Here is a 292-nt window from a genome sequence, read left to right as displayed (position 1 = left end):
TGGCCTGCCTTGATTACCGCTTGCTTGGCAACACGGAATACGCGCGAACGTGCACCGTAGTAGCCTTTAGCAAGTTTCAGAATTTTTTTGTGACGCTTACGGGCAATGACGCCACGCTTTACACGAGCCATGAGTTACTTCCTCTATTCTTGACTAAAATTAACGAAGGCGCAGCATGCGCTCGACTTTTGCCACGTCAGACGGATGCAGCAAGCTGCTACCGCGCAGTTGACGCTTACGCTTGGTCGACATTTTAGTCAGGATGTGGCTCTTGAAAGCGTGCTTGTGCTTG

At 50.7% G+C, this 292-nt stretch carries 1 protein-coding gene and 1 pseudogene; both read right to left on the bottom strand.

Annotation, left to right across the window (positions count from 1 at the left end; all coding sequences use genetic code 11):
- Positions 1-131 (bottom strand): annotated as a pseudogene (locus ACIOMO_RS27760) (50S ribosomal protein L20); the annotation flags it as partial.
- A gap of 28 nt (positions 132-159) precedes the next feature.
- Positions 160-292: 50S ribosomal protein L35 (gene rpmI / locus ACIOMO_RS27755; RefSeq protein ID WP_401244675.1), on the bottom strand; the 133-nt coding region annotated here is incomplete at its 5' end.

The sequence above is a fragment of the Pseudomonas sp. NPDC087804 genome (assembly GCF_044742965.1).
In the GTDB taxonomy this organism is placed as follows: domain Bacteria; phylum Pseudomonadota; class Gammaproteobacteria; order Pseudomonadales; family Pseudomonadaceae; genus Aquipseudomonas; species Aquipseudomonas rustica.
The sequence above is the reverse complement of the archived record's forward strand: the minus strand, read 5'-3'. Positions and strand labels throughout refer to the sequence as shown.